General features: G+C 60.5%; 24 protein-coding genes and 1 other RNA gene. 7 read left to right on the top strand and 18 right to left on the bottom strand.

The genetic code is table 11. From position 1 onward, the window contains the following. Positions 1-16: 16 nt before the first annotated feature. Positions 17-475, bottom strand: a complete 459-nt coding sequence (gene mraZ, locus Q8L89_05945; GenBank protein ID MDP1708592.1) for a division/cell wall cluster transcriptional repressor MraZ — start codon at positions 473-475, stop codon at positions 17-19. A gap of 203 nt (positions 476-678) precedes the next feature. After that, positions 679-1,039: RNase P RNA component class A (rnpB, locus tag Q8L89_05950), an RNA gene on the bottom strand. Positions 1,040-1,172: 133 nt separating this feature from the next. Between rnpB and Q8L89_05955 the strand changes: the two genes are divergently transcribed. Continuing rightward, positions 1,173-1,610 (top strand): cyclic nucleotide-binding domain-containing protein, encoded by a 438-nt coding sequence (locus Q8L89_05955; protein ID MDP1708593.1) that lies wholly within the window; start codon positions 1,173-1,175, stop codon positions 1,608-1,610. A 23-nt stretch (positions 1,611-1,633) separates the two neighbouring features. On the opposite strand, the gene Q8L89_05960 is transcribed toward Q8L89_05955, so the two are convergent. Both Q8L89_05960 and prmA read right to left on the bottom strand, forming a co-directional pair. Further along, positions 1,634-2,458, bottom strand: a complete 825-nt coding sequence (locus tag Q8L89_05960) for a zinc-ribbon and DUF3426 domain-containing protein (protein ID MDP1708594.1) — start codon at positions 2,456-2,458, stop codon at positions 1,634-1,636. Positions 2,459-2,463: 5 nt separating this feature from the next. After that, a complete protein-coding gene (prmA, locus tag Q8L89_05965; protein MDP1708595.1) occupies positions 2,464-3,348 on the bottom strand; it encodes a 50S ribosomal protein L11 methyltransferase in 885 nt (294 codons plus the stop codon). A gap of 214 nt (positions 3,349-3,562) precedes the next feature. On the opposite strand from prmA, the gene Q8L89_05970 reads away from it, so the two are divergent. Further along, positions 3,563-4,147: a lysozyme inhibitor LprI family protein gene (locus Q8L89_05970; protein ID MDP1708596.1), complete on the top strand. Its 585-nt coding sequence runs from the start codon at positions 3,563-3,565 to the stop codon at positions 4,145-4,147. Positions 4,148-4,259: 112 nt separating this feature from the next. Here the strand turns inward: Q8L89_05970 and accC are convergent, their stop codons facing one another. From accC to Q8L89_06025, 11 genes are all read right to left on the bottom strand, one after another. Continuing rightward, on the bottom strand, positions 4,260-5,600 hold the full coding sequence (accC, locus tag Q8L89_05975) for an acetyl-CoA carboxylase biotin carboxylase subunit (protein MDP1708597.1): 1,341 nt from the start codon (positions 5,598-5,600) through the stop codon (positions 4,260-4,262). Between the two features lie 42 nt (positions 5,601-5,642). Further along, entirely contained in the window at positions 5,643-6,098 is a 456-nt protein-coding gene (gene accB, locus Q8L89_05980) for an acetyl-CoA carboxylase biotin carboxyl carrier protein (protein ID MDP1708598.1), read from the bottom strand. A 12-nt stretch (positions 6,099-6,110) separates the two neighbouring features. After that, positions 6,111-6,560, bottom strand: a complete 450-nt coding sequence (gene aroQ / locus Q8L89_05985) for a type II 3-dehydroquinate dehydratase (GenBank protein ID MDP1708599.1) — start codon at positions 6,558-6,560, stop codon at positions 6,111-6,113. Between the two features lie 113 nt (positions 6,561-6,673). Beyond that, the gene (gene dsbD, locus Q8L89_05990; GenBank protein MDP1708600.1) at positions 6,674-8,590 is read right to left on the bottom strand and encodes a protein-disulfide reductase DsbD; all 1,917 of its coding nucleotides are present in this window, start codon (positions 8,588-8,590) and stop codon (positions 6,674-6,676) included. Position 8,591: 1 nt separating this feature from the next. Continuing rightward, positions 8,592-8,915, bottom strand: coding sequence for a divalent-cation tolerance protein CutA (gene cutA, locus Q8L89_05995; protein MDP1708601.1), 324 nt, complete (start codon positions 8,913-8,915; stop codon positions 8,592-8,594). A 2-nt stretch (positions 8,916-8,917) separates the two neighbouring features. Continuing rightward, positions 8,918-9,736 (bottom strand): DUF3530 family protein, encoded by an 819-nt coding sequence (locus Q8L89_06000; GenBank protein MDP1708602.1) that lies wholly within the window; start codon positions 9,734-9,736, stop codon positions 8,918-8,920. A 7-nt stretch (positions 9,737-9,743) separates the two neighbouring features. Beyond that, complete coding sequence (locus tag Q8L89_06005) at positions 9,744-10,952, bottom strand: malic enzyme-like NAD(P)-binding protein (protein ID MDP1708603.1); 1,209 nt, start codon at positions 10,950-10,952, stop codon at positions 9,744-9,746. A 122-nt stretch (positions 10,953-11,074) separates the two neighbouring features. Further along, positions 11,075-12,544: a M48 family metalloprotease gene (locus Q8L89_06010; GenBank protein MDP1708604.1), complete on the bottom strand. Its 1,470-nt coding sequence runs from the start codon at positions 12,542-12,544 to the stop codon at positions 11,075-11,077. A gap of 5 nt (positions 12,545-12,549) precedes the next feature. Then, complete coding sequence (locus Q8L89_06015; protein MDP1708605.1) at positions 12,550-13,326, bottom strand: thermonuclease family protein; 777 nt, start codon at positions 13,324-13,326, stop codon at positions 12,550-12,552. 21 nt (positions 13,327-13,347) lie between these two features. Beyond that, positions 13,348-13,560 (bottom strand): 50S ribosomal protein L31, encoded by a 213-nt coding sequence (gene rpmE, locus Q8L89_06020; protein MDP1708606.1) that lies wholly within the window; start codon positions 13,558-13,560, stop codon positions 13,348-13,350. Between the two features lie 64 nt (positions 13,561-13,624). Next, positions 13,625-14,059 carry a DUF3135 domain-containing protein gene (locus Q8L89_06025; protein MDP1708607.1) on the bottom strand — a complete coding sequence of 145 codons (435 nt, stop codon included), beginning with the start codon at positions 14,057-14,059 and terminating at the stop codon, positions 13,625-13,627. Positions 14,060-14,221: 162 nt separating this feature from the next. Between Q8L89_06025 and Q8L89_06030 the strand changes: the two genes are divergently transcribed. Further along, positions 14,222-16,717: a glycogen/starch/alpha-glucan phosphorylase gene (locus Q8L89_06030; GenBank protein MDP1708608.1), complete on the top strand. Its 2,496-nt coding sequence runs from the start codon at positions 14,222-14,224 to the stop codon at positions 16,715-16,717. A 117-nt stretch (positions 16,718-16,834) separates the two neighbouring features. Here the strand turns inward: Q8L89_06030 and rho are convergent, their stop codons facing one another. Next, on the bottom strand, positions 16,835-18,091 hold the full coding sequence (gene rho / locus Q8L89_06035; protein ID MDP1708609.1) for a transcription termination factor Rho: 1,257 nt from the start codon (positions 18,089-18,091) through the stop codon (positions 16,835-16,837). 161 nt (positions 18,092-18,252) lie between these two features. Next, entirely contained in the window at positions 18,253-18,579 is a 327-nt protein-coding gene (gene trxA / locus Q8L89_06040) for a thioredoxin TrxA (GenBank protein ID MDP1708610.1), read from the bottom strand. Positions 18,580-18,760: 181 nt separating this feature from the next. On the opposite strand from trxA, the gene rhlB reads away from it, so the two are divergent. The 4 genes from rhlB to ispH all read left to right on the top strand — a co-directional run bounded on the left by rhlB (position 18,761) and on the right by ispH (position 22,330). Further along, positions 18,761-20,092, top strand: coding sequence for an ATP-dependent RNA helicase RhlB (gene rhlB / locus Q8L89_06045; protein ID MDP1708611.1), 1,332 nt, complete (start codon positions 18,761-18,763; stop codon positions 20,090-20,092). A gap of 29 nt (positions 20,093-20,121) precedes the next feature. Further along, complete coding sequence (locus Q8L89_06050) at positions 20,122-20,664, top strand: cupin domain-containing protein (protein ID MDP1708612.1); 543 nt, start codon at positions 20,122-20,124, stop codon at positions 20,662-20,664. Between the two features lie 89 nt (positions 20,665-20,753). Continuing rightward, positions 20,754-21,386 (top strand): methylthioribulose 1-phosphate dehydratase, encoded by a 633-nt coding sequence (gene mtnB, locus Q8L89_06055; GenBank protein ID MDP1708613.1) that lies wholly within the window; start codon positions 20,754-20,756, stop codon positions 21,384-21,386. After that, positions 21,383-22,330: a 4-hydroxy-3-methylbut-2-enyl diphosphate reductase gene (gene ispH / locus Q8L89_06060; protein ID MDP1708614.1), complete on the top strand. Its 948-nt coding sequence runs from the start codon at positions 21,383-21,385 to the stop codon at positions 22,328-22,330. Before mtnB ends, ispH begins: the two co-directional genes overlap by 4 nt. A 2-nt stretch (positions 22,331-22,332) precedes the next feature. On the opposite strand, the gene Q8L89_06065 is transcribed toward ispH, so the two are convergent. Continuing rightward, positions 22,333-22,818 carry a prepilin-type N-terminal cleavage/methylation domain-containing protein gene (locus tag Q8L89_06065; GenBank protein ID MDP1708615.1) on the bottom strand — a complete coding sequence of 162 codons (486 nt, stop codon included), beginning with the start codon at positions 22,816-22,818 and terminating at the stop codon, positions 22,333-22,335. Between the last annotated feature and the right edge of the window lie 16 nt (positions 22,819-22,834).

Raw genomic sequence — 22,834 nt, forward strand, 5'->3', positions numbered from 1 at the left:
GACCCTAGCCCCTTAGTTAGAGCGACAGCTTTTTCATGTCGTCGGACAACTCCTTGTAGTCTCCGATATCCTCTTCCAGCCACGCGGCACGCTGCTCGCTCCACGCCGCCTCGGCCCAGATTTCAAACTTTTTGCCCTGACCGATCAGCACCACCTGCTTGTCGATCTGGGCGAACTCGCGCAGCGGGGCGGGCAGCAGCAGGCGCCCCTGGCCGTCGAGATCACACTCGGTGGCGTGGCCGATGAGCAGGCGCTGGATGCGGCGTGAGCCCTTGTCGAGGCTGGGCAGGCGGTCGATAACGCGCTCAATCTCTTCCCACACCGACAGCGGATACAGCCACAGGCAGCGGTCTTCCGGGTCAATGGTGGCCACCAGATTGCCGTTGCACTGGGCCGTCAGGCGCTCACGGTAGCGCGCGGGCATCGCCATGCGCCCCTTGGCATCCAGACTGAGTGCGTTTACCCCTCGAAACACGCCTGCCTCCCCACGCCAGCTGCGGCTAACCCACTTTACCCCACATTTTCCCACTATAGAAAGATAAGTGCTGAATTGTCAAGTGAAATCATTGGAATAGAACAGCATGCTGAGAGCCGGGGCGGGCACGGCAAAAGGCCCGGGCAGGGGTAGGAGAAGGGGGTAGAAAGAGCTCGATTTACTGGTCAGGGGTAACTGTTAAAAGCGGGAGTCAGCCGATAAGCCGGGTTCTGTCGTGGACAGCCATTCCTCTGGGATACGCGTCACCGCGTACCTCAAGCAACCTACCCGGAAACGGTGCGGGCCGCACCATGGTTTCCCTATTTGGTCTTGCTCCGGACGGGGTTTTCCCTGCCACCAGTGTTGCCACTGGCGCGGTGCGCTCTTACCGCACCATTTCACCCTTACCGGCCTGCACGGATGCAGACGTAGGCGGTATGTTTTCTGTGGCACTTTCCATAGGCTCGCGCCTCCCAGGTGTTACCTGGCGTCCTGCCCTGTGGAGCCCGGACTTTCCTCCCCGCGTCTGGATTCCAGCCACGGAGCGGCTGTCTGGCCGACTCCCGCTGCTAGTCTAACATGGCGCAACGCCGCAGCCGTGAATAAGAAATAGTTGACAGTTGAGTAAACCGGTGGCATTTAGCGGGAGCAGGGGTGGGGTAATAACAGTCAGTCGGGGAAATGTATGAGCACATGCATGACCGAGCACTACCGGAAACTGATCACCCGGTCGGCCTTGTTTGAAAAGGTCAGCCTGGATGGGATGGCGCGTCTGCTGGAAGCGTGTCCGCTCAAGGATTTGATGCGGAGTGAGGCGCTGCTCAGGCCGGGTCAGCGCAATGACAAGCTTTATCTGATACTCTCCGGTGCGCTCAACATACACCTGAGCGACACACACGCGGCACCCTTTCTTACGCTGGGTGCAGGCGAGTGCGTGGGCGAGATTTCCATCCTGACCGAAACCACGACCACTGCTTCCGTTATTGCCGAAGAGGACAGTGTGCTGCTGGTCATCAAACAGTCGACCTTGTGGTCCATGACTCGCATCTCGCATGGCCTGGCGCGCAACCTGCTCAAGATCCTGGCGCAGCGTTTGAGGTATAACAACAGGGTCATTGCAGAGGCGGCAGGCTGACAGGCGTGCAGGGGCAGGCCTGACTAAAACAGTGCGAAGCTCCATGAGATCAGATCAGGATTGGCCGACGCTGACGGTGTGACCATATCCAGCCTTACAGTCGTGACAGTCTGGGGTGCCATGCCGCGCCCGATATCAACGTCCGGCAACAGATAGTCGGCGGGCTGGAAGCGGCGGTGCCCCACTAATGCGCCATTGAAATCCGCCAGCGTAAGTTCGAGCGCGGGATAAGGCTGCGCGAACGGTGCCTTGTTCAGCAGCGTCACACTGACCAGCAGGGTATTCTGAAAGTGCGGGTGCGGGCGCACATACTGCCCTTGCAGCTCAATTTGCGTCAGGTTACGCCGCAGGGGCATCGCGCAGTGCGCAAACATCTCCACTAGCGTGCATAACTGTTCCACCAGCGGACGCAGCGCCGGCGAGCGCGCGAGGTTGTCGCGCGTGGCGTAGGCATATTGTGCCAGCAGCAAGGCCAGCAAAAAGACAATACCCATGCTCCACAGCGCCGTGCCCAACGCCCGGTAGGGCCTTCTGCGCGGACAGGCGAATTCCTCCATCATGATGCGGGGTGGTGTGTCGATCAAGTCAGAAATCATGGGTCCTGTGGGAGCCATGGATGCGCTAATGACGGCTGCGGGTGACGCGCCCGTCTCATCACCCGCCATGCTGTCGGCTGCAAGCAGGGAGGCCGATGGCGCTGCAGCGGTTTCCAGCGGTGTGTCACTGAGGCGGCTTAATGCATTGAACGCGCTATCGCAGTGCGCGCAACGCACCTTGCCCAGCGCCGCCTTCAGTTCAGCAGCGATGATGAGGTATTGCGTGTTGCACAGCGGACATTGCGTGTACATATGGGCTATACCTTAGCGGATGTGCGCACCGCTTCCAAGAGCATCCAGTCTTCACGCAGAACTTTCTGCACCATTGAAAACCAGGGGAGATAGGCGGCTATCACGTCGTCTGCCTGTTGCTCAAGTATGCCCGACAACACCAGCTGGCCCCCGGTGCGCAGGTGTTGCGCAAACAGAGGCGCAAGTGTCATCAGCGGTTGCGCAACAATATTGGCCAGCAGCACGTCGGCCTCCAGCGCCGGGAGCTGCTCCGGCGCCAGCGTGTGCAGCTGCACTGCATTTTTTTCCGCGTTGGCGCGAGTGGCGGTGAGCGCCTGCGGGTCGTAGTCGGTGGCATACACCGTGCGCGCGCCGAGCTTCGCCGCCGCCAGTGCGAGGATGCCAGAGCCGCAGCCATAATCGATTACCGTCAGGTCGGCGGGAGGGTGCTGCGCCAGCCACTCCAGACACAGCGCGGTAGTGGGATGGGTGCCGGTGCCGAAGGCGAGGCCGGGGTCGAGCAGCAGTGTGACGCGTGTGGCATCCGGCGGTGTCAGCCAACTGGGGCAAATGCACAGCGTGTCATCGAAGCACAGTGGCTTGAACTGGTCGAGACACACCCGCTCCCACGCCTGTTCCGCCAGTGGTTCCAGCGTGTAATCACGCACCGATTCGTCACCGCTTTGGGCATGCAATTGCTCGACAATGGCGGGGATGTCGGCGTCGGCGGCAAACAGGCCTTCAACGCTGGTGTGCGTCCACAGCGGCGTGTCACCGGGAGCAGGTTCATATAATGGCTCGTCCTGGCTGTCGCGCAGGGTCACTGCGAGCGCGCCCGCGTCTGTAAGGCGGTCGGCGAGCGCTTCGGCCAGCGCGGAGGGTGCGTTAAATTTGAGTTGCAGCCAAGCCATGGGTATTTAGCTTTAAATGCTATCAGGCGATGATAGGCAGCCTATCATACATGCACGGTAACGTTGGATCAGGATGGTAGGTGCAAGGAATGAAAAAGTAGCGGAATTAAAGAGCTAGAGAATGATATTTAATTTACTATCACTTCGGCAGCATACTTGGATAGGTTTAAAGTAGGCGTCTAAATCTCGTCAGGATTCATAATAAGAATAGCTCATGGATATCTACGAAAAATTAGGATTTGTCTTATTGGGAGCCATTATTTCGGGCGCACTGTATCTAATTAAGAGGATGGTTGAGAAGAAGCCGCAATCAGACAAACTTGATAGGCAAAGGAAAGTCCTTGAAATAAATAAGCAGTTATCTGAGCAATGCCTATCGATTGAGGATCTTTGTGAATTAGAAAATGCTCTGACCGGAAAGTCGGAGTTAATAGGCAAGGCATCTAGGTTAATAGAAAATGAAACCCAGTCGCTGGTCGAAAAAACTGATGGGGAATTTCTTTCGCAGGCCGCACTTAACATAAGGGCGGATGCTAATCTGAAGATTTCTAAAGCCAGATTAGAGCAAACCTTAAACGAGCTTTCTTTTAAAATTGATGAGATAGAAAGAGAGGCTTTATATGAATCACAGAAGGCGTGGGAAGAATACAGCGAAAAACAGGCAGAGTCTGCATCAATAGGTTATCGAGGAGGTAGTATATATCCTCTAATTTATCTATCTGAGCTTGAATCCCTAACTGTTGAAAGGGCGGCTAGATTGCAGGTAGAGTTAGATGAATTAAAGAGGTTAGGAAATTAAAGTACTGACAAGCTTGTTAAGCACGGTAGGGAGCACTAACTGCAGCACATCCCGCCGAATGTAACCGCTAACACTTCGGTGCATTACGGCTTGCACCTGATGCGCCCTACGCCTACAACCCCAGTTTCTTTTCCAGATAGTGTATCGAGGTGCCACCCTGCTGAAAGGCTGCGTCAGCAATGATGTCACGCTGTAGCGGGATGTTGGTCTTGATGCCGTCCACCACAATTTCGGCCAGCGCGGTGTGCATGCGCGCCAGTGCCGAGGCGCGCGTGTCGCCGTGCACGATGAGCTTGCCGATCAATGAGTCGTAGTTCGGCGGCACGGTGTAACCGTTGTAGATGTGCGAGTCCATGCGCACGCCCGGCCCGCCGGGGGCGTGGAACTGGGTGATGGTGCCGGGCGAGGGCGTGAATTTTTTCGGGTCTTCGGCGTTGATGCGGCATTCGATGGCGTGGCCGCGCCAGATAACGTCCTTCTGGCGTACAGACAGGCGCTCGCCCGAGGCGATGAGCAACTGCTCCCGGACAAGATCGATGCCGGTGATCATTTCGGTGACAGGGTGCTCGACCTGGATGCGGGTGTTCATCTCGATGAAATAAAAACGGCCGTTTTCGTATAAAAATTCAAACGTGCCGGCGCCACGGTATCTGATGTCGCGGCAGGCCTCGGCGCAGCGCTCGCCCATGCTGTTGCGCAGTTTCTCCGGTATGCCCGGCGCGGGCGCTTCTTCCAGCACTTTCTGGTGCCGGCGCTGCATGGAGCAGTCGCGCTCGCCGAGGTGGATGGCATTGCCGTGGGTGTCGGCCAGCACCTGAAACTCGATGTGGCGCGGGCGCTCAAGGAATTTTTCCATGTACACGGTATCGTTGCTGAACGCGGCCAGCGCCTCGGACTTGGTGAGGGTGATGGCGCTGAGCAGGGTGGCGTCGGTATGCACCACGCGCATGCCGCGCCCGCCGCCGCCGCCTGAGGCCTTGATGATGACCGGATAACCGATCTTGTGCGCCAGGGCGAGATTTTCCTTGGCGTTGTCGCCGAGCGGGCCGTCAGAGCCCGGCACGCAGGGTACCCCTGCCTTCTTCATGGTGTTGATGGCGGCGATCTTGTCGCCCATCAGGCGGATGGTCTCGGCGCGCGGCCCGACGAAGATGAAGCCGCTCTGCTCCACGCGCTCGGCGAAGTCGGCATTTTCCGACAGAAAGCCGTAGCCGGGATGGATGGCGACCGCGTCGGTGACCTCGGCGGCGCTGATGACCGCCGGAACATTGAGATAGCTCTGGGCCGATGGTGCAGGGCCGATGCAGACCGATTCGTCCGCCAGCAATACGTGCTTGAGGTTGCGGTCAACGGTGGAGTGCACCGCCACGGTCTTGATGCCGAGCTCGCGGCAGGCGCGCAGGATACGCAACGCGATTTCACCGCGGTTGGCGATGACGACTTTTTCAAGCATGGGGGGTGGTCGTCAGCAGGTAAGGCAGCGCGGGTGCCGGGCTCATTCGATGACAAACAACGGCTGGCCGAACTCGACCGGCTGGCCATTCTCGACCAGCATCGCCTGCACCACGCCGGACTTGTCGCTTTCGATCTGGTTCATGATTTTCATGGCCTCGATCACGCACAGGATGTCGCCCACGTTCACGCTCTGGCCGATCTCGACGAAGGACGGGGCACCCGGCGTGGGCGCCTGGTAGAAGGTGCCGACCATGGGGGCGTTCACGGTGTGTCCGGCAGGGACGGTGGGTGCCGCCGGTACGGCCGGTTCGGTGGGCGCTGCTGCCGGGGTGTGGCCGTTTTGCAGTGCTGCCGGCGCGGCTTGCATGGCCACTTGGGTGCCGCTCTGGCCGTGGCGGCTGATGCGCACCGACTCTTCGCCCTCGCGGATTTCGATTTCGGCAATGCCGGATTCCTCCAGCAGCTCGATCAGTTTTTTTACCTTGCGGATGTCCATGGTAGGTGGGCCTTAGGCGGTAGCGGGTGAGAGGCGCTGGAGTGCGGCTTGCAGCGCCAGTTCGTAGCCCTGTGCGCCGAGCCCGCTGATGACGCCGACGGCAATGTCGGAGAAATAGGAGGCCTGGCGGAATTCTTCCCGCGCATGCACGTTGGACAGGTGCACCTCGATGAACGGGATGTCTACGGCGGCGAGGGCGTCGCGCAGGGCGACACTGGTATGGGTGAAGGCCGCCGGATTGATGAGGATGAAGGCGACACCTTCGGTCTGGGCGGCGTGGATGCGCTCTACCAGGCTATGCTCGGCATTGCTCTGGAAGTGCTGCAGGCTGTGGCCGGCGGTTCGGGCCAGGGTTTCCAGCCGCGCGTTGATGGCGTCCAGCCCGGTGTGGCCGTAGTAATCGGGCTCACGGCTGCCCAGGAGGTTGAGATTGGGGCCGTGCAGTACCAGCAGTTTCGCCATGCAAGACTTTCCCTGCGACCAAAGACCGCCCCATTGTGCCTAGAAAAGGCGGGGCTGTCCAGCAGGAATGAGTCTAATTTGAAGACGTTCGCCGCATTTGACGGCAAGATTGCCTAAATAGCGGGTAGTTCGAAGGCGCTGCGTACATGGGTGAGGAATTTCTTGGCGCCTAAGGCACCAATTAGACGATATTCGGTGCGCTCTTGTCCATCCGGGCCGTAAAAGATCATGGTCGGGGGGCCAAATACGCCCAGTGTCTTTTGCAGGTCACGGTCAGTGGCGTCATCGGCGGTAACGTCGGCCTGTAGCAGTACCGCCACCGACAAGGCCTGTTGTACGGCGGGGTCGGAGAAGGTGTATTTCTCCATCTCCTTGCAGGAGACGCACCAGTCGGCATAAAAGTCGAGCATCACCGGTTTGCCGGCGGCACGGGCCTGCATGATTTCGTCCTGCAGTTGGGCGAGGTCCTTGATCTGCTTGAACGGCAGGGCCGGCAGGGCCGCAGCGGAGATCGCCCGATCGGCGCCAGCTACAGCGAAATTTTGCAGCGGCTGGAGGGCATCCCTGCCGCCACTGGCGGCGCCTATGGCGAGCAGGCTGCCATAGATCAGCATCACCACACCCACGCCCTTCCAGAGTTTGCGCCAGCCGGTGGCCTCGGGTTGCAGGCGCTCCAGCGCACCCATGTAGATGGCGCAGATAATCAGCAGCAGTGCCCACAGGGCCAGGGTGACGGAGGCAGGCAGGATGCGCTCCAGCAGCCATACCGCCAGGGCCAGCAACAGCACGCCGAACACGGCGTTCACGGTGCTCATCCAGCCGCCCGCGCGGGGCAGCCATTTGCCGAGTGAGGTGCCGACCAGCAGCAGGGGTACCCCCATGCCCATGCTGAGGGTAAACAGCGCGGCCCCGCCCAGCACGGCGTCACCGCTCTGACCGATCACGATCAGCGCTGCGGCCAGCGGCGCCGCCACGCAGGGGCCAACGATCAGCGCCGAAAACAGCCCCATAAGGGCTACCCCTGACAGGGTGCCGGCCTGCTGGCTATTGCTGAGGCGCGTCAGGCGGGTCTGCAATGCGGCCGGTAATTGCAGCTTGTAGAGACCAAACATGGACAGCGCCAGCAGCACGAAGACGATGCTGAAGCTGCTGAGTACCCACGGGCTCTGAAAGGCGGCCTGCAGGTTACTGCCGAACAGCCCTGCGGCCACGCCCGCAATGGTGTAGGTGGCTGCCATGGCGAGCACGTAAACCAGCGACAGCATGAAGGCGCGACGCGAGTTCTGCATGCCGCCCTGACCCACAATAATGCTGGAGAGTATTGGCACCATGGGAAATACGCACGGCGTAAAGGCGAGCAGCAGGCCCAGGCCGAAGAAGGTCAGCAGCGCGAAGGCCGTGCTGCCGCCGGTGAGCAGGCGTGCCAGTTGATCCTGTTCGGTTAATGCGGGCGCGCCAGTGTTGGCGCTAGCGCCGACGAGTGGATTGGCTGCGCTCGCTACCGGCAGTTGCAGGCTGACGGTTTTGGTCATCGGTGGGTAGCAAAAGCCCGCCTCGGCACAGCCCTGGTAACCGACGCGCAGGGTGATGGCAGTCGGTGCAGCGCTGGTGCGTAGCAGCGGCAGCACGATCTCTACATCCTGATGGTAGACCTGTACCGCGCCGAAATTGGGGTCCTGTTTGGTTTCGCTGGGGGGGAATTGGGCCGCGCCCAGGCTTACGTCATTGCTCTCGACCAGCTCAAAACGGAACTTGTCGCGGTACATATAATAGCCGTCGGCCACCTGCCAGCGCGCCGCAATGGCGTGGCCGCCGTTTATGGCTGTGGCGGAAAAGGCATAGGCCGCGTCGGGTTCGAGAAAGGTTTGCCCATCACTGCCCGGCAGGCCGAGCTTGGTGCCGAGGTTATTGAAGAAATCAGCAACAGTGCTTTTGCCGCTGTCGGTGGGTGCGGACGCCAGTGCGCCAAGGCTGACGCCGGCACTGGCGCTTGCCAGCGTGAGCAGCAATATCCATTTATACAGCTTCATGTCATTCATCCTCGCCGCGCTGTCCGAGCCAGGCAAGATAGGCGGGCAGGCCCGCACTGACAGGAACGGCGATGATCTCCGGCAGTTCATAGGGATGCAAGGCCCGCAACGCTTTTTCTACGGCGCTGTAGTCTTGCGTACGTGACTTGATGATGAGCAGTACTTCCTCGGCCCGTTCCCGCTGGCCCTTCCAGCGGTACACCGAGCGCAGCCCCGGCACCAGGTTCACGCAGGCGGCCAACTTCTGGTCCACCAGTGTATCGGCGATGCGCTCCGCGACTTCAGTGTCCGGGCAGGTGCTGAGTATGAGCTGGCAATCGATCATGATCAGTTGCCACCCGTCGCGGCATACTGGTCGAACCAGCCAGAGAGGCGTTCGACCAGCGCGTCGTCCAGCCGGGTGAAAAAATGATCCGCGTAGTCGAGTTTGACTTGCAGGTAATGTTTGTTGCCCGCCGCCGCCTTGGCCCGTTTAGGCGCGGCGTCGACGATGGTGGGGCGGTCAAGGCCGCCGTAGAGATCGAGCACCGGGATACGTATCTTGGCGAGCATGGTGGGGGCGTGCAGGCGTGGATCCAGCTTGTAGATTGTACTCTGTGTCTCCGGGGCGTCCAGCGCGAGACCGGCGAAGGCGGTGATGCCGGGGTCTTTGGCCTGCGCCAGATAGGCGCTGGCCATGGTCGCCCCCATGCCGTGGCCGATCAGTATGATGCGTTTGATGCCCTTGTTGCGCAGAAATTTGATACCGGCGCGAATGCGCGGCGGCGCTTCATCCAGGGCGCGGCCGTAGCCGGTGAGTGGTGCGCCGCGTGGCAGGATCGGCATTTGCAGCGAGAGAGTTGCATAGCCGTGCGCCGGCAGGCCACGGCGCAAGGGTGAGATCACATCCGGCCAGTCCGGGTGCTGCCCCTCGTCGTGCATCACAATCACTCCGCCCTTGGTCTGGCCTTCGGCTGCGGTGTAGATGCTTAAAAATTTTCCAGTGGGGTCGGGCAGCCATTCCGCCTTGCCGATGGTGAGATATTGCAGTATCTGCTGCGCCCAGCGTTCCTCACGCTGCTTGAAGGTTGCATGCGCCAGTGAAGTGCACAGCAGCGTGACGACCAGCAGCGTGACTTGGTAGCGGAGTGGATGGTGTGCGGGCATGGTGGGTCTAGGCGCTGTTGGTTGCGGCGCGCGCCACGGCGGGCGCGACGCAGGTGATGAGGCGCGGGTCGAAGGGTTTGGGCAGGATGTAGTCGGGGCCGAACTCAAGCTGTTTGAGATCGTAGGCGTGCAGCACCTCGGCAGGTACGGGTTCGTGCGCCAGCGCGGCCAGTGCCCGCACGGCGGCCATCTGCATCTCCGGTGTGATGCGGCGTGCGCGGGCGTCCAGTGCGCCACGAAAGACATACGGAAAACCGAGCGCGTTATTGACCTGGTTGGGATAGTCGGAGCGACCGGTGGCCATGATGACGTCGCTGCGTGCCGCATAGGCCGCTGCCGGGCTGATTTCCGGGTCAGGGTTGGAGAGCGCAAACACGATGGGTTTTGCGGTCATCGACCGCAGCATGTCGGCACTTACCAGATTGGGACCGGAGACGCCAATGAATACATCCGCACCAGTGAGCGCGTCATGCAGTGCGCGCGCCGGGGTCGCGCGTGCGAACTCCTGTTTGTAAATGTTGAGGTCGGTGCGTTCACTGTGGATGACGCCGTTGCGATCCACCAGTGTGAGGTTGTCGCGCCGGGCGCCGAGCGCCAGCAACAGCCGCATGGAGGCGATGCCGGCGGCCCCTGCGCCCAGACACACGATGACGGCGTCACTCAACTGCTTGCCTTGCAGTTCCAGCGCATTGAGCAGCCCTGCGGCGATGATCAGCGCGGTGCCGTGCTGGTCATCGTGAAATACCGGGATGTTGAGCCGCTCGCTCAGCGCGCGCTCGATTTCAAAACAATGGGGCGCGGCGATGTCTTCCAGATTGATGCCGCCAAAGGTAGGGGCGATGCGTGCCACGGTATCGATAAAGGCCTGCGGCGATTCGGCATCGACCTCGATGTCGAAGGCGTCGATGTTGGCGAGCTTCTTGAACAGGATCGCCTTGCCTTCCATCACCGGCTTGGCCGCCAGCGCTCCCAGATTGCCGAGTCCGAGAATGGCGCTGCCGTCGGTAATCACCGCCACCAGATTGCCCTTGGCGGTGTACCGGTAGGCGGTCTCGGGGTCGCGTGCGATTTCACGCACGGGTGCGGCGACGCCCGGGGTGTAGGCCAGCGAAAGATCGTGCTGGGTGGCGCAGGGCTTGGTGATGGCGAGTCCGATTTTGCCCGCTGTCGGATGGGCGTGATAATCAAGCGCGGCCTGTTTCAGGTCTGTGGGCATAGGTGGTTGGATGCGTGGCAAGAGGGAAGATTCAATTTTACGGTTACGTTTATGCGTCAGGCCAGCCCGCAATGCGGGGCAGGAGCGGACAAGATAGCACGTCTCCCCTATGCGGCGGCCAGTTAGCGGACGATCTTGAGCAGGGCGCCGGGTGCGGGCTCGCCCGCCGGATAATACTGGTTGAGCAGGCGTAGCTGCTCCTCGGCATGGTGCGGGATGCGGGATTCACGCGCCAGCGTGGCAAAGCGCGTGGCCGGGTCGGCGCGCAGGAGGTCGAGGCGCAGCGCCGTGGCCAGCGGGCGCTCCTCCGGGGTCAGGGCATGGAAGCTCCTGGCAGTGGCGATGAAATCCGCGTCATAGCGGTGGGCGTCGCGCTCGTCCTTGCTGGCCCCGGCAAAGATGAAGGCGCGTGTGCCGAAATAGATTACGGTAAAGCGCGCCAGGCGCTGGCCGTAGGGTGTGCGGGTGCCGGCCAGCGCCGTGTAGCCCGGCATGCCGTGATGGGTGAAGGCCTCGCCATTTTGCAGCCTGGTGAGCTTGAGTCGGGTACGCAGAAATTCCTCCGGCGTGACCCGCTTGTTGATGTCGTCGCTGCTGACATGCAGCAGGCCGCCGCCTTGCGGCGCGGTGGCGATCAGGCGGTCAGGGCGATTCTCCACCCGCCAGCCGACGGGGAAGCTGAGCGCGAAGCCGAGGCCCTTGTGATAAAACTGGTTGCCACGCCGCACGCCCTCACGCTCGCTGTCGCCAAAGGTGAGGCCTTTCAGGGCATGCAGAAATTCGTGCTGATTGATGCGTGTGGCGCCCGGCCGTTGTAATATCTGGGCACTGGCCACCACCTGTTGCAGGCGTGTGTCGTGATCCGGGTGGGTGGCAAACAGGCCATGATAGCTGCGTGGTTCGCGCTGCTCTTCGGCGGCCAGTTGTTTGTCGAACGTATCCTGATCTTTGAGTACGCCAATCACCGCAATGATCTCGTGCGGATTGTAGCCGCTGCGCGCCATATATTCTGCGCCCAGACGATCGGCCTCCAGTTCGTGTTCACGTCCATAGCCGGCAAGCAGGGCAGTGCCGAGCGTTCCGAACAGTTGTTGCGCGCCCGGATTGCCGAGCCCGGGCAACAGGATCGCACCGAGCGTGAAGCCAATGTCGGCGGCCTGGGCGGCGCTTTGCTGTTGCACGCTGTGGCGTGCGGTGACGTGACCGATCTCGTGGCCGAGCACGGCGGCGAGTTGTGCCTCGGAGTTGAGGTAGGCGAGCAGGCCGCGCGTGATGTAGATATAGCCGCCGGGCAGCGCGAAGGCATTGACGTCAGGGCTGTCCAGCACTGTAAAGCGGTAGACCAGGTGGGTGCGATGGCTGTGGGCCGCCAGTTCTTCGCCGACGCGCTGTACGTAGGCCTGCAGCGTTGCATCGTCGTAGTAACCGAATTCGCGCAGTACTTCAGGCGCTGTCTTGCGCCCCACTTCTAGCTCGGCCTCCTCCGACAGCAGCACAAAATCCTGCTTGCCGGACACCGGATTGACTGCGCAGCTGCCGAGCAGCAGTGCGCAGGTGAGCCCGAACAGAAGGGTTGCTGTAGGTCTTGGCATCAGTGTTAGTCTGCAATCTCAAGTGCGGCGGGATGACGCACGCGTATGACCAGTCTGCCTGTAGTGTCTGCGTGCGGCCAGCCGCGTACCGTGAGGGTACGCCCGCGCCATTGCTCAGGCGGCGTCGAGAAATAGTGTAAATCGTCACGGGCAATGCGCAAAGCAACATTGCCCTCAAGCGCCAGCCACACCGATCCGCGGCTTTCGCTGACCCGCGTTACCCGCCCGCGGATGCGATGAAAGCCCTCGGCCCCGGGGGCGAGCGCGGTGGATGCGACTGGTTGATAGGATGGCAGCGACCAGATGCCGCGCCGTGCAGCACGTGCGCGTTGTTCTGCGGCCTGGTAGCAGGTGTGGTTCCACAGGTCGGGGGGCACGGTCAGTGCCGTGGCCAGACCCTGCTCGATGAGCAGGGCCGTGACGCTGCGCCCATCCTCAAGATAGACATGGGCAAGTGTGCGCTGGTAACGATCTTGCCGCACTGCGTCGTAACGCAGGCGTATGAATGGATGCTCTGCCAGCAGATCGTTCAAGCTTGAGCGGGCTTGCTCGGCATAGGGTTGAGCAGCTGCACCACCATGATCCATTTCGGGGGTGTCGAGCCCGATCAGGCGTAGTTTGCGGCCATCGGCGAGCCTGACGGTGTCGCCGTCGTAGACCATTGCGACGCGGGCACGCTCATCGGTGCGGTCAGCGACACACTCCTGTTCCGTGGCGCTGCTGACACACGCCACCAGCGCCAGAAGGGCTGCAGGCAGTGTGTAAAGCGGGCGGCGGGGCACAGGCTCGTGCCGGAAGGCGGGTTATGGCTTGGTGCTGCGCCCGTACTTCTGGCGGAATTTGTCTACCCGGCCGCCGGTGTCGCTAATCTTCTGCTTGCCGGTAAAGAAGGGGTGGCAGCTGGAGCACACATCCAGATGCTGATCCTTGTCTGCTGTGGAACGGGTCTGGAAGCTGTTGCCGCAGCTGCAGGTAACTTTGATGTCCTGATAGGCGGGGTGAATATCCGGTTTCATGGTGTAAAGCCTCATTCCTCTGCCGTGCCTTGACGGGTAGCGGCCAAATTTCGAACTCGTAATATTACGGGAGTTCTTCCTCTACAGCAAGCCGGGGCCTGCTGTTCACGCCATTTTTGTCCGGAAAGGGCAGTACGGTTGCGAGACCCGTCGGTTTGGCGGCAGATGCCCTTTGCGGGAGGGTATACGGGCGAAAGGTATGCGCGGGAGCAGCCTCGCGCAAGGCCTCCAGCTGGTCAACCAGGCCGCCCTGTCCCATCACGGCGTCCCACATCATGGCGGAAATGCGGATGCAGGCGGCAAGTGCGGTGCCCGACCGTTCCCGCACCTTGTCGACGCGCCATTGCAGGCACCGCAGGCGGTGCTGATGCTCCACAACGGTGCGGGAAATAGCTTGGTTGACGAGCACTTCACGCTGCCGTTCAAACGCTGCGGGATCGGAGCGGGCGAGTTCAGACCACCTATCGAAGTCAATATCCCAATCAAACGCTGTTTGCATCTGGGCAGCCCATCGACTAACTTAGATTCAAGTATAGCCCGTGAGCTGTCGCTAATTAAAGTACTGGTCATGTGTCGGACGGTAGCTGTCGGCTGCTGGCTTGTTTGCATGGCCTGATTTGTGCTTGCACGCAACGTACCCCTTTGAATGTTGGTAGGCACTATGCTGACTAAAAACAAGACCCAGTCACTGAAGTATGAATGTCTGGGCATGGATGTCGAATCCATCCGCCAGTCGCTGGCCAACCGGCTCGAGTATTCGGCGGGCAAGGATTTGCATACCGCCACCCCGCGCGACTGGACCGCTGTGGTCACCTATACCGTGCGTGACCGGTTGATTGAGCGCTGGATGGAGACCATGCGCACCTATTACCGCGAAGATTCCAAGCGCGTGTATTACCTGTCGCTCGAATTTCTCACCGGTCGGGCGCTGATCAACAGCCTGCTTAATCTGGGCGTACTTAAGGAGTACCGCGAGGCGCTGGATGAGCTGGGTCTTGATCTTGAGGAAATCGCCGAACTTGAGCCCGAGGCGGCGCTAGGCAACGGTGGCCTGGGTCGACTGGCGGCCTGTTTTCTCGATGCCATGGCTACACTCGGCTTGCCCGGTTACGGCTACGGCATCCGCTACGAATACGGCATGTTCAACCAGCGCATCGAGAACGGACAGCAGGTGGAGCACCCTGATAACTGGCTGCGCTATGGCAACCCCTGGGAGTTTCCCCGCGCCGAATTACTGTATCCGGTGCATATGTATGGTCGCGTGGTGGATTACGTGGATGAGCACGGCAAGTCCCATTTCCAGTGGGTGGAGGGGGAAGAGGTGCTGGCCATGGCCTATGACACGCCGATTCCGGGTTACGGTACCAACACCGTTAACAATATGCGTTTGTGGGCCAGCAAGTCCTCACGCGATTTCGATCTCAAGTACTTCAATGACGGTGACTACATCCGTGCCGTGCAGGACAAAAGCGCCTCGGAGAGTATCTCCAAGGTGTTATATCCGGACGACAGCACCAGCTCGGGGCGCGGGCTGCGCCTCAAGCAGGAATATTTCTTTGTCTCCGCTTCGCTGCAGGATATTCTCGCGCGCTTTCACAAGACCCACGAAGACATCGGCAAGCTGCCTGACAAGGTGGCGATCCAGCTCAATGATACGCACCCGGCGATTGCCATACCGGAGTTGATGCGGTTGCTGGTGGATAAATACCATGTCGCCTGGGAACAGGCCTGGGATATTACCCAGCGCACATTTTCCTATACCAATCACACCCTGTTGCCGGAGGCGCTGGAGACGTGGCCGGTCGACCTGTTTGAGGTCATGTTGCCGCGTCACTTGCAGATCATCTACGAGATCAACCATCATTTTCTCAAGCAGGTGATACACAAATATCCCGGTGATCTGGAGCTGTTGCGGCGCGTCTCGCTGGTACAGGAGGGCGGTAAACGCTGCGTACGTATGGCGCATCTGGCTATCGTCGGCAGCCACAAGGTCAATGGGGTGGCGGCGCTGCACACCCACCTGCTCCAGACTACGCTGTTCGCCGATTTCGACCGCATCTTTCCCGGTCGCATCATCAACAAGACCAACGGCATCACGCCGCGGTTGTGGCTCAATCAGGCCAACCCGCCGCTGGCGCAACTCATCGGCTCACATATCGGCGACCGCTGGATTACCAGGCTCGATGAGTTGAAAAAGCTGGAGCCGCTGGCGAATGACAGCAGCTTTCGCGCCGCCTTTCGTGCCGCAAAGAATGAGAACAAGCAGCGTCTGGCGCGGTTGATCAAGCAACGCCTGGGAATAGAGATTCGTACTGATTCGATGTTTGACGTGCAAGTCAAACGCATTCACGAATATAAGCGCCAGTTGCTGAACCTGTTGCATGTGATCACGCTTTATAATCGCATACGCACCAGCGGCACGGAGGGGATTGTGCCGCGTACCGTAATCTTCGCGGGCAAGGCCGCTCCGGGCTATGCCATCGCCAAGCTGATCATCAAGCTGATTAATGATGTGGCCGAGGTGATAAACAACGACCCGAATGTGCATGGCCACCTCAAGGTGGTGTTTATCCCGAACTACAATGTTTCCACTGCGCTCGATATCATCCCTGCCGCCGATCTGTCGCAGCATATATCCACGGCGGGCACAGAGGCGTCAGGCACCGGTAACATGAAATTTGCGCTGAACGGCTCGCTGATCATCGGTACGCTGGATGGGGCAAACGTAGAGATACGCGAAGAGGTGGGGTCGGAAAATATCTTCATCTTTGGTCGCACCACGGACGAAGTCCAGCGGCTGCGCCACGAGGGCTATCAGCCATGGGAGTATTACCATGGAGACGATCAACTCAGGCAGGTGCTGGACATGATCGGTTCGGGCTATTTTTCACCCAATGCCCCGAGAATGTATCACTCCATCATCGACGGCCTGCTTGATGGCGGCGATCGCTATATGCTGCTTGCCGACTACGCATCCTACGTGGAGTGCCACGAGCACGCGGCACGGCTATATCTGGATCAGGAAGAGTGGACGCGGCGGGCGATACTGAACACCGCGTCCATGGGCAAATTTTCCTGTGACCGCACCATCCGCGAGTATGCCGAGGAGATATGGGGCGTGGCGCCGGTGGATGTGACGTTGCAGTGCCCGATTTGAGGCAGGGAAAAGAGGCAAGAGAAAAGAGCAAAGGATTGAATTATTTCACAGCCGCCTTGGTGCAAACGTTTCCGGGCCTTAACTTTTCTCTTTTCTCTTGCCTCTTTTCCCTGCCGTTCAACGCTTCATCGAGTCAAAGAACTCGGAATTGACCTTGGTGCTCTTGAGCTTCTCCAGCAGGAATTCCATCGCCGCAAGCTCATCCATCGGATGCAGCAGCTTGCGCAGTATCCACATCTTCTGCAATTCATCCGGCTTGGTGAGCAGCTCTTCGCGCCGCGTGCCGGAGCGGTTGATGTTGATGGAGGGGTAAACGCGCTTTTCCGACATCTTGCGGTCAAGGTGTACCTCCATGTTACCGGTGCCCTTGAATTCTTCGTAAATCACGTCATCCATCTTGGAGCCGGTATCCACCAGCGCGGTCGCGATGATGGTGAGCGAGCCGCCTTCCTCAATGTTGCGCGCCGCGCCGAAAAAGCGCTTGGGACGCTGCAGGGCGTTGGCGTCCACGCCGCCGGTGAGCACCTTGCCCGAGGCAGGCACCACGGTATTGTAGGCGCGGCCGAGGCGGGTAATGGAGTCGAGCAGGATGATCACGTCGCGCTTGTGCTCGACCAGACGCTTGGCCTTTTCGATCACCATCTCCGCCACCTGCACGTGACGGGTGGCCGGTTCATCGAAGGTGCTGGAGACTACCTCGCCCTTTACCGAGCGCTGCATCTCGGTGACTTCCTCCGGGCGCTCGTCGATGAGCAACACGATCAGGTAGCATTCCGGATGCTTGGCGGCGATGGAGTGCGCGATATTCTGCAGCATCATGGTCTTGCCCGCCTTGGGCGGGGAGACGATCAGACCGCGCTGTCCCTTGCCGATGGGCGAGATGAGGTCGATCACGCGCGCGGTGAGGTCTTCGGTGGTGCCGTTGCCGATTTCGAGGCTGAGACGTTCATTGGGGAACAGCGGCGTGAGGTTTTCAAACAGCACCTTGTTCTTGGCATTTTCAGGCGCTTCGAAGTTGATTTCATTGACCTTGAGCAGTGCGAAGTAGCGCTCACCCTCCTTGGGCGGGCGGATCTTGCCGGAGACGGTGTCGCCAGTGCGCAGATTAAAGCGCCGTACCTGGCTGGGTGAGACGTAGATGTCGTCAGGACCCGCGAGGTAGGAGCTGTCGGCGGAGCGCAGAAAGCCGTAGCCGTCTTGCAGGATTTCCAGCACGCCGTCGCCGGAGATGTCTTCCCCCTTGTGCGCGTGGGCCTTGAGGATGGCAAAGATGACTTCCTGCTTGCGCGAGCGCGCCATGCCTTCGACGCCCATGGACTGGGCAAGGTCGATCAGATCAGAGGGTGTTTTTTGTTTGAGTTCGGTCAGGTTCATGCACGTATATTTTTATGGATGGCGGGTGGGTGAGGAAGGCGGGCGTTCAGGAGCCCTGAGTAACTGGGTGGTTGCGGTTTGGGAAGAACTGCCGGGGCGGCAGGTCAACAAGCGTTACGATTCCTAATCACAGTAGCATGCTATTCATCCGGCGTCCAGTTCTAAAGATTGGAGTCAATAAACGCGGTGAGTTGCGATTTCGAGAGCGCGCCTACCTTGGTGGCTGAGACCCCCCCGTTCTTGAACAGCATCAGGGTCGGTATGCCGCGGATGCCGAACTTGGGCGGGGTGGCAGGGTTCTGGTCGATATTGAGTTTGGCGATCTTGATCTTGCCGTCGTACTCGGTGGCGATCTCATCGAGGACGGGTGCAATCATCTTGCACGGGCCGCACCAGTCTGCCCAGTAGTCTACCAGCACCGGAACGCCGGCCTCGAGTACCTCGCTTTCAAACGTTGCGTCGGTGATATGAACGATATTTCCGCTCACGCGTTGTGTGCCTCTGTTTGGAGTAATCGGGTGGCCCTGAGAGGGGCCGCTTGCGGGGTATAGGTTTTGATTGTTCCGCTCTGCTGGTGACATTTCACCGCACTTGGGCGACTTTTACAAGTCTCAGTTTTTTCCAACAGGGCAAGCCAGGTATCGGCAAATCTGCTATCGTGTACCGCCTATGACCGCACCCGCAAGCAAAAAACACCTGACAGAGGTGGCATTCTCGGGCCTCGGCTTGCCTGCGCCACTGATGCAAGGCATTGAAGAGATTGGCTTTTCTTTTTGTACACCGATCCAGGCCGAGACCCTGCCGCTGGCGCTGGCGGGCCATGATGTCGCCGGCCAGGCGCAGACCGGCACCGGCAAGACAGCGGCGTTCCTGCTGGCGCTGATGAACCACCTGCTCAAGCACCCCGCCGAGCCGGGGCGCAAGGCTAACCAGCCGCGCGCGCTGGTGCTCGCACCTACCCGCGAGCTTGCGATTCAGATTCACAAGGACGCCGTGATACTGGGCGGGCACGCTGGCCTGAGCCTCGGCCTGGTCTACGGCGGCACCGGCTACGACACCCAGCGCGCCATGATGGAGGCTGGGGTGGACATCCTGATCGGCACGCCGGGGCGCGTGATCGATTACTTCAAGCAGCACGTATTCGATCTGAAGGCGGCGCAGGTGATGGTGCTGGACGAGGCGGATCGCATGTTTGATCTGGGTTTCATCAAGGACGTACGTTTTCTGTTGCGCCGCCTCCCGCCTCCCGAGCGGCGTTTGAACATGCTGTTTTCCGCCACCCTGTCGTGGCGCGTGACCGAGCTCGCCTACGAGCACATGAACAGCCCGCGCCTGATTGAGGTCGAGCCCGACAAGGTGACGGCGGACAAGGTGACGCAGGCGGTGTACCACGTGGCGAACGAGGAAAAGATTGCACTGTTGATCGGTCTGCTCCGGCGCACCGATGCGACGCGCAGCATCGTGTTCGTGAACACCAAGGCTGCAGCGCACAGGGTGCTCGGCTATTTGACGGGCAACGGTTTCGGCACGGCACTGCTGTCGGGTGACGTGCCACAGAAAAAGCGCCAGCAACTGCTGGCGGAATTCCAGGCCGGCAAGCTGGCGATCCTGGTGGCTACCGATGTCGCGGCGCGCGGCTTGCATATCCCCGAGGTGAGCCATGTGTTCAATTACGACCTGCCGCAATCGGGCGAGGACTATGTGCACCGCATCGGGCGTACCGCGCGCGTCGGCGCCTCCGGCGACTCCATCAGCTTTGCCTGCGAGGAATACGCCTTTACGCTGCCCGAGATCGAGGACTATACCGGCCACAAGATTCCCGTGATGCGGGTCACGGACGAGCTGCTGGCCAAGCCGCTGCTGCCGCCGCATAAATCCGAGTTTGCGCCCAAGCCGTTTACCGCACGGCAAGGCAAGGCGGGTGGGCGGGCGCCGGGTGGGCGTGGCGCGCCGCCCAAGAGTCACAGCCACGGCTCATCGCGTTCGCGCGGTCGTGGTTGACAGGCGCAAATATTGAGTGAGGACATGACATGGCGCGTATGATTTTTCCCGGTGAGCGCGAGACCCGTGACTTCCCGACCATTCAGGGCAAGCTGGCTGAAATCGGCATTACGCTGCGTGATTGGCCCGCCCCGGCAGACGCACGGGTGCAGGCGCTGCTGAACCAGGCCGCGCTGAGTGACGGCGAGAAGGAAGAGCTGTTGCATGCGGTTGATCACAGGTTTGAAGCACTGAAGCAGGAGGCGGGCTACAGCACACGCGACATGATCGTGCTGCACGAGGATGTGCCCGGTCTGGCCGAGATGCTGGGCAAATTCGACAAGGTGCACTACCACACCGACGACGAGGTGCGTTACATCCTGGCGGGCAAAGGCTACTTTGGCTTTGTCGATAACAGCGGCAGACAGTTCATGCTGGAGGTCAACGCCGGTGACTACATCAACGTGCCGGCCAATACCGAGCACTGGTTTACGCTGCGCGACTCGAAACGCATCAAGGCGGTGCGCTATTTTATAGATAACAGCGGCTGGACGCCGGTATATACGGAAAGGACAGTGGCGAGCTTCGAGTAGCACGTGGCGAGTAAATTACTATACCCCCCCTCCCGAAGGGCCAGGGTGAAGGAGATACATCTGCAGAGTAGCCCGCGCACATCCTGTTCATGCCATCTACATTAGACCAATTGCCGTTGCGTACCGCCTTAGTGGAGATCGCGCGCGACTTCCATGCCCGCGGCTGGATGGCGGGTACGGCGGGCAATCTCAGCGCGCGCGATGATGATGCCGCGAGCTTCTGGATCACGGCCAGCGGTCGCCCCAAGGGCCGTCTCGACGAAACCGATTTTCTGCTGGTCAACAGTGCCGATGGCGGCGTGGTCGAACGCGCACGTGCCGACGTCAAACCCTCGGCTGAAACCGCCATCCATCGCGTTCTCTACCAGAGCTTCCCGGCGGCACGTGCCTGCCTGCATGTGCATACAGTGGACGCCTGCCTGGCTGCCGCGCGCGTCGCAGAAGATGCAGGCGCGTTGCCTTTGCCCGCCCTGGAAATGCTCAAGGGGCTCGGCATCTGGGAGCAGAGGCCCCAGGTGAGCCTGCCGTTGTTTGAGAACAGCCTCGATGTGAGCAAGATTGCAGACGCCATTGTTGCCCGCTTCGGGCGCGAGCCACCGCAGCTACCGGCACTGATGGTGTATGGTCACGGGGTGACGGTGTGGGGCGGTTCGTTGCAGGAGGCCTATAATCGTGTGGAGTGTATGGAGTTTATCCTGAGCTATCTGGCGCGCTGCAAATGAAAGTCATTCTTGCCAATCCGCGCGGGTTCTGCGCCGGCGTCGACCGCGCCATCGTGATTGTCGAGCGTGCACTGGAAAAGTTCGGGGCGCCGATTTACGTGCGGCACGAGGTGGTCCATAACCGCTTCGTGGTGGAGGGTCTGCGTGCCAAGGGTGCAGTGTTTGTGGATGAGCTGGATCAGGTGCCGGACGCCAGCCATGTGATTTTTTCGGCCCATGGCGTCTCGCGCGTCGTGCGGGAGGAAGCCGCGCGACGCGGGCTGCATGTGTTTGACGCCACCTGTCCGCTGGTGACCAAGGTGCACGTGGAGGTGCTGGGCCATTACCGCGAAGGGCGCGAGTGCATACTCATCGGGCACAAAGGTCACCCCGAAGTGGAAGGCACCATGGGGCAGTACAACAGGCCGGAAGAGTTGGGGCGCATGTATCTGGTGGAGTCTGTGGCCGACGTGCAAAGCCTGGAGGTAGGGGATGCGGAGCGGCTGGCGTTTGTGACCCAGACCACACTTTCAATGGACGATACCGCGCGCGTGATCGACGCCTTGCGCATACGCTTTCCCGCCATCATCGGCCCGAAGAAAGACGACATCTGCTACGCCACGCAAAACCGGCAGGATGCGGTGAAGCAACTGGCGCAGCAGTGCGACATGGTGCTGGTAGTGGGTTCACCCAACAGCTCGAACTCCAACCGGCTGAAGGAGCTGGCCATCAAGCTCGGCACACCGGCCTATCTCATTGATGCCGCCACAGACATCCTGCCCGGCTGGCTGGACGGCAAGGCCACGGTGGGCGTGACCGCCGGCGCCTCTGCGCCGGAGACGTTGGTGCAGCAAGTGATCACGCACCTGCGCGGCTTCGGTGCGGAGCTGGTGGAAGAGAGTGCAGGACCGGATGAGCGGGTGGTGTTTCCGTTGCCACGGGAATTGCAGCAGGGCGCGCCATAGCCTCAGGTGAGGTTGCCCGAGTAACGCGGGTTGGCATTGGTGATGATGCTGCGCAAGGTCACTGTGGTATCTGCCGTAGAGCCGCCCGGCCTGCTCCAGGTGACAGTTACAGTGATCGGGGTGTAGGAGTAGGTGCCGCTGGTGACCGCCGCTGTGCTGGTACAGGTGCGGCTGTAGACGGTGTTACCGGAATCGCTGCTGTTGCTGTACACCGCAGTTTCCGTGGTACCCGTAGTGGCGCATGCGGCAGCAATGTCCACATAGTCCAGCACCGTGGAAGAGTCGGCCAGGTCGCGATAGTTTCTCAGTTGCTCGATTTTCTGCTCGGCCAGGGCGACGGCTTCGCTGCGCTCCCGGGCCAGCGCGCTGCCTTGCAGCACCGTGGCCTGGAAGCGGGCCATGGCAATCAGGCCTACCGCCAGCACGACAACGGCGATCAGCACCTCAATGAGCGTGAAGCCGGACTGTCGGGTGCGCGGGTAGTTCACGGGTTAACGTCGCCAG

It is taken from the genome of Gammaproteobacteria bacterium (assembly GCA_030680605.1).
GTDB lineage: Bacteria > Pseudomonadota > Gammaproteobacteria > SURF-13 > SURF-13 > JAQBXX01.